Below are 3,947 nucleotides of genomic sequence, written 5' to 3' on the forward strand. Positions count from 1 at the left end.
ATTCGGGTGGGCGTCGCGTCCAGGCTAAAACGTCATTCTACTACCGTCGATGTCCCCAACGCAGCCAAGCGTGCTCAGCCACCAACCGAGTCACCGAGTAGGGAGCAAGCTCGACGGGAACTGTTCATGGCATCAGCTCAGGCGGCTTGGGGGAGCGCGGCTGGGCTTGGCGCTGGGAATCCAGGGTCGCCCGGTGAAGGCGGCCTGGAGCACGGCAAGGACGGTTTGACCTTGTTTGCGGACGGTGGAGATGTAGCTGTGCACGGGAACGCTCGAGCGCCTGGATGGTCCGCCAGCAGCCCGACGCTTGCAGCGGAGAGCTTCACCATCCTGGTGTCCCTTTCGGCCAGGCCGATGTCGCGGTTATGCCGATGTCGGCGTGGGCGGGCTGGTGGGGGTGGTGAGTTGCCCGGGTAGTTCGGCATAACGTCGTGTGGTGGCCATGCTGGTCTCTTCATCGTTGGAGAGGAGCAGCGTGATGGCAGGTCCGTTCGAGGTGTCGGTGTCGGGTCCGCTGGGGGAGTTCGCCGAGGGTTTCCGTGCCGAGCTTGCTGGTCTTGGGTATTCCCTGCGCCCTGCGCGGCAGCGAAGCGCAGTTGCGGTTGATGGGGCATCTGTCGAGATGGCTTGGGGCGCAGGGGTTGTCGGTCGGTGATCTGACTGGCGAGGTGTCAGCGCAGTTCGTGGCCGCCCGCCGAGGGTTGTGCTCGAATTTACGGTCGCTGCGGGCGCAGTCCGCTGTTGGGCTGCCTGCGCGGTCGGGGTTTGGCGCCGATGCCGGTGATGGTGTCGCCGGTGGGGCCCTCAGGGGTCGTGGCGGAGCGCTTCGCGCAGTACCTGTCTAGTGTCCAGTCGCTGTAATCGTTTGAATGTCTAGGCCGGGCAGGATGTCAGCGTTATCCTTGGTCAGGGCATAGTTTGTGTCGTTTATACGTTAAAAAGACTTCTGCGACTGAACACTAGGCAGCGGGGCTTGGCGCCGGCGACGGTAGGCAGCTACGTCGCGCAGGTGCGACCTTTCCTGGTCGCGCATGAGGGCAACGGTGGTGACTGGATGTCGTTGACCGCGCGGCAGGTCGCCGTGTTCGTCACGGGCCGGGCGGTGCGACTGCGCCCCAGATCGTTGGGGGTGGGGGTCAACGCGCTGCGCGCGTTGCTGCGATGGATGTGGCTGGAGGCGATGATCGCGGCGCCGTTGGCCGACACCATAGGCTCGATCGCGGCTCCGACCGGCATCGGGCTTCCCCAGGCGCTGACCACTGGCCAAGTCAGTGATCTGCTCGCGGCGCTGGGGGCCGATGGCGCTGTGCGGCGCCGGGACGAGGCGATGCTGGCCTTGATGTGGCGGCTGGGGCTGTGCGCCGGGGAGGTCGCTTCGCTGCGGCTGGAGGACATCGACTGGCGGGGAGGCGTGGTGGTGGTGCGCGGCAAGGGCGACCGGCTCGAACAGGTGCCGTTGCCCGTCGATGTCGGGGAGCTGATCGTGACCTACCTGCAGCGAGGACGGCCCGTGGGACGGGCCCATCGGCAGGTGTTTTTGGCCTTGCGCGCCCCCTACCGGCCGCTGGGCGCGGGTGCGGTGTCCAGTGTGGTGGCCAGGGCCTTGGCCCGGGCGGGCATCTCGGGCCCGGGCGCTGCTCATCGGCTCCGCCACACAGCGGCGTGCCGGGTGCTGGCCGGTGGGGGAGGTCTGGTCGAGGCGGGGCAGCTACTGCGTCACACCAGCGCCGCTGCCACCGCGGTCTACGCGAAGTCCGACCTCGCCGCGCTGGCCGTGCTGGCGCGTCCGTGGCCGGTGGGAGCGAGCCGATGAGCATCGACTTGCGCGCCGCGTCCGTCGACTACCTGCAGGCCCGCCGCGCCCGGGGGTATCGGCTGGCCGATCACGGCTGGTTGATCACGAGCTTCCTGGAGGGCCTGGCCGCCCGCGGCGCCACGGCGATCGGCATCACCGACGCCCTGGCGTTCGCCCAGGCCAAACCCGGGACCCAACACCGCTGGCACGCCGCACGGTTGCAGGCCATCCGGGCGTTCGCGGCTTACGTCCACGATCTGGACCCGGCCGCCGCCGAGCTGATCCCCGACGGGCTGATCACCGCGAAGGCCACCCGCCGGATTTCCTACCTGTACTCCCACAAACAGGTCACCGAGCTGATGTCGCGGGCCGCGGGCCTGTCCCCGCCGCTGCTGGCAGCCAGCGTGCACACCCTGATCGGTCTGATCGCCACGACCGGTCTGCGCAGCGGCGAAGCCATCGCACTCGACATCGATAACCTGTCCTTGGACGAACGCGTGATGACGGTGACCGGCAAGTACGGCAAGCAACGCCTCGTCCCGCTGCACCCCAGCACCGTGGAGGCGTTGACCGGCTACCAGCGTGTCCGCGTCACCCTGACCGGGACACCACCAACCGGTCCGCTGCTCATCGGCGCTCGGTGGGGCCGACTCAACGTGAACACCGCCCGGGCCGCCTTCCGCGCCGTCACCCTCGCCTGCGACCTGGCCAGCCGACCGGGCTGCGCGCCACCACGCCTGCACGACCTGAGGCACACCTTCGCGGTCAACACCCTGATCGACGCCTACCGTCACGGCGGCGATGTCGATGCGCGGATCGCTGCGCTGGCGAACTACCTCGGCCACGTCGACCCGGTCAACACCTACTGGCACCTCAGTGCCAGCCCGGAGCTCATGGCCCTGGCCTGCGACCGGATCACCGCCCACCAACACCGACGGCGATCATGACCGCGCTGGCGCCGACCCTACAGTCGTTCCTCACCGACTACCTGATCGGTCAGCGCGCAGCCAGCCGGCCACACCGTCATCGCCTACCGCGACACATTCCGGATGCTGCTGAGCCACATCCACCACAACACCGGCATCCGGCCCAGCGACCTGGACATCACCGTCGTGAGCGCCGAGTTCATCGCCGGTTTCCTGACCATGCTGGAACAACGCCGGGGCACTGCGCCCGGACCCGCAACGCCCGCCTGGCAGCGATCCACTCCCTGTTCCAGCATGCCGCCCTGCGCCACCCCGAACACGCCGAGCTCATCGCGCGGGTGCTGGCCGTCGCCCCGAAAAACACCCATCACGCGGTGCTGACCTACCTCACCGAAGACGAGGTTGAGGCGCTGCTGGCCACCCCAGACCGCGCCACCTGGACCGGCCGTCGCGACCACCTGATCATCCTGCTGATGATCAATCAGCACCGGGTTGCGGGTCTCCGAACTGACATCCCTGACCCGTACCGACACCCGACCTGACACGCCCGCGTACATCGCCTGCCACAGCAAGGGCCGTAAGGATCGGATCACCCCTCTCGACGCAGGCACCGCCGCGGCACTACGGGTATGGCTCCGCGAGAACCCCGGCACTCCCACGACCCCCGTGTTCACCGCTCGCGGCACCGACCGCAAGATGACGACCGACGCCGTCGCTCAACGGCTCAAAGGTCCACACCGCCAGGGCTGCTGACACCTGCCCCACCATGGCCAGCAAGAAAATCACCCCACACGTGCTGCGTCATACGACCGCAATGCGCATGCTCGCCGCCGGGATCGACATCACCACGATCGCGCTGTGGCTCGGTCATGAATCTCCCCGGTCGACTCATCCCTACCCCCACGCCGACCTGCAACTCAAGCAACGCTGCCCTCGACCGCACCGCCCCACCGCTCACCACCTTGGGTCGCCACATCCCGACCGACCCCGTCCTTGCCTGCCTGCAGGCCCTGTAGTGGGACGAAAATCCCCTTCCGGCGCGCGGCGGCAGGGCGCTTCAGGCAGCCGGCGCCAAGGTGACCTTGTGCCCGAGCTGCTCCAGCTGTGCGACCAACTGACGGGCGCGGGCCTCGGGATCCACACGGCGCACGAAGCAGTCCCCGCCCAAGTCCTGGTAGGGCTGCCCGGTGGACAGCACGTGATACACGATCACCAGGATCGAGTGG

The 3,947-nt window shown here is 68.1% G+C and carries 5 protein-coding genes; all 5 read left to right on the plus strand.

Features of this window, described 5'->3' with window-relative positions; genetic code table 11:
- Window positions 1–973: 973 nt before the first annotated feature.
- Window positions 974–1,813: a tyrosine-type recombinase/integrase gene (locus ACREP4_RS16885; RefSeq protein ID WP_431597360.1), complete on the plus strand. Its 840-nt coding sequence runs from the start codon at window positions 974–976 to the stop codon at window positions 1,811–1,813.
- Window positions 1,810–2,742: a tyrosine-type recombinase/integrase gene (locus ACREP4_RS16890; RefSeq protein WP_431597361.1), complete on the plus strand. Its 933-nt coding sequence runs from the start codon at window positions 1,810–1,812 to the stop codon at window positions 2,740–2,742. Before ACREP4_RS16885 ends, ACREP4_RS16890 begins: the two co-directional genes overlap by 4 nt.
- On the plus strand, window positions 2,739–3,263 hold the full coding sequence (locus tag ACREP4_RS16895) for a hypothetical protein (RefSeq protein WP_431597364.1): 525 nt from the start codon (window positions 2,739–2,741) through the stop codon (window positions 3,261–3,263). The genes ACREP4_RS16890 and ACREP4_RS16895 overlap by 4 nt, the downstream gene beginning before the upstream one ends.
- Window positions 3,214–3,474: a hypothetical protein gene (locus ACREP4_RS16900; RefSeq protein ID WP_431597362.1), complete on the plus strand. Its 261-nt coding sequence runs from the start codon at window positions 3,214–3,216 to the stop codon at window positions 3,472–3,474. Before ACREP4_RS16895 ends, ACREP4_RS16900 begins: the two co-directional genes overlap by 50 nt.
- Before the next feature lie 13 nt (window positions 3,475–3,487).
- A partial coding sequence (locus ACREP4_RS16905; RefSeq protein ID WP_431597363.1) for a tyrosine-type recombinase/integrase occupies window positions 3,488–3,947 on the plus strand: 460 nt, incomplete at its 3' end.

This window comes from Stenotrophomonas sp. (genome assembly GCF_050737575.1).
Lineage (GTDB): Bacteria > Pseudomonadota > Gammaproteobacteria > Xanthomonadales > Xanthomonadaceae > Stenotrophomonas.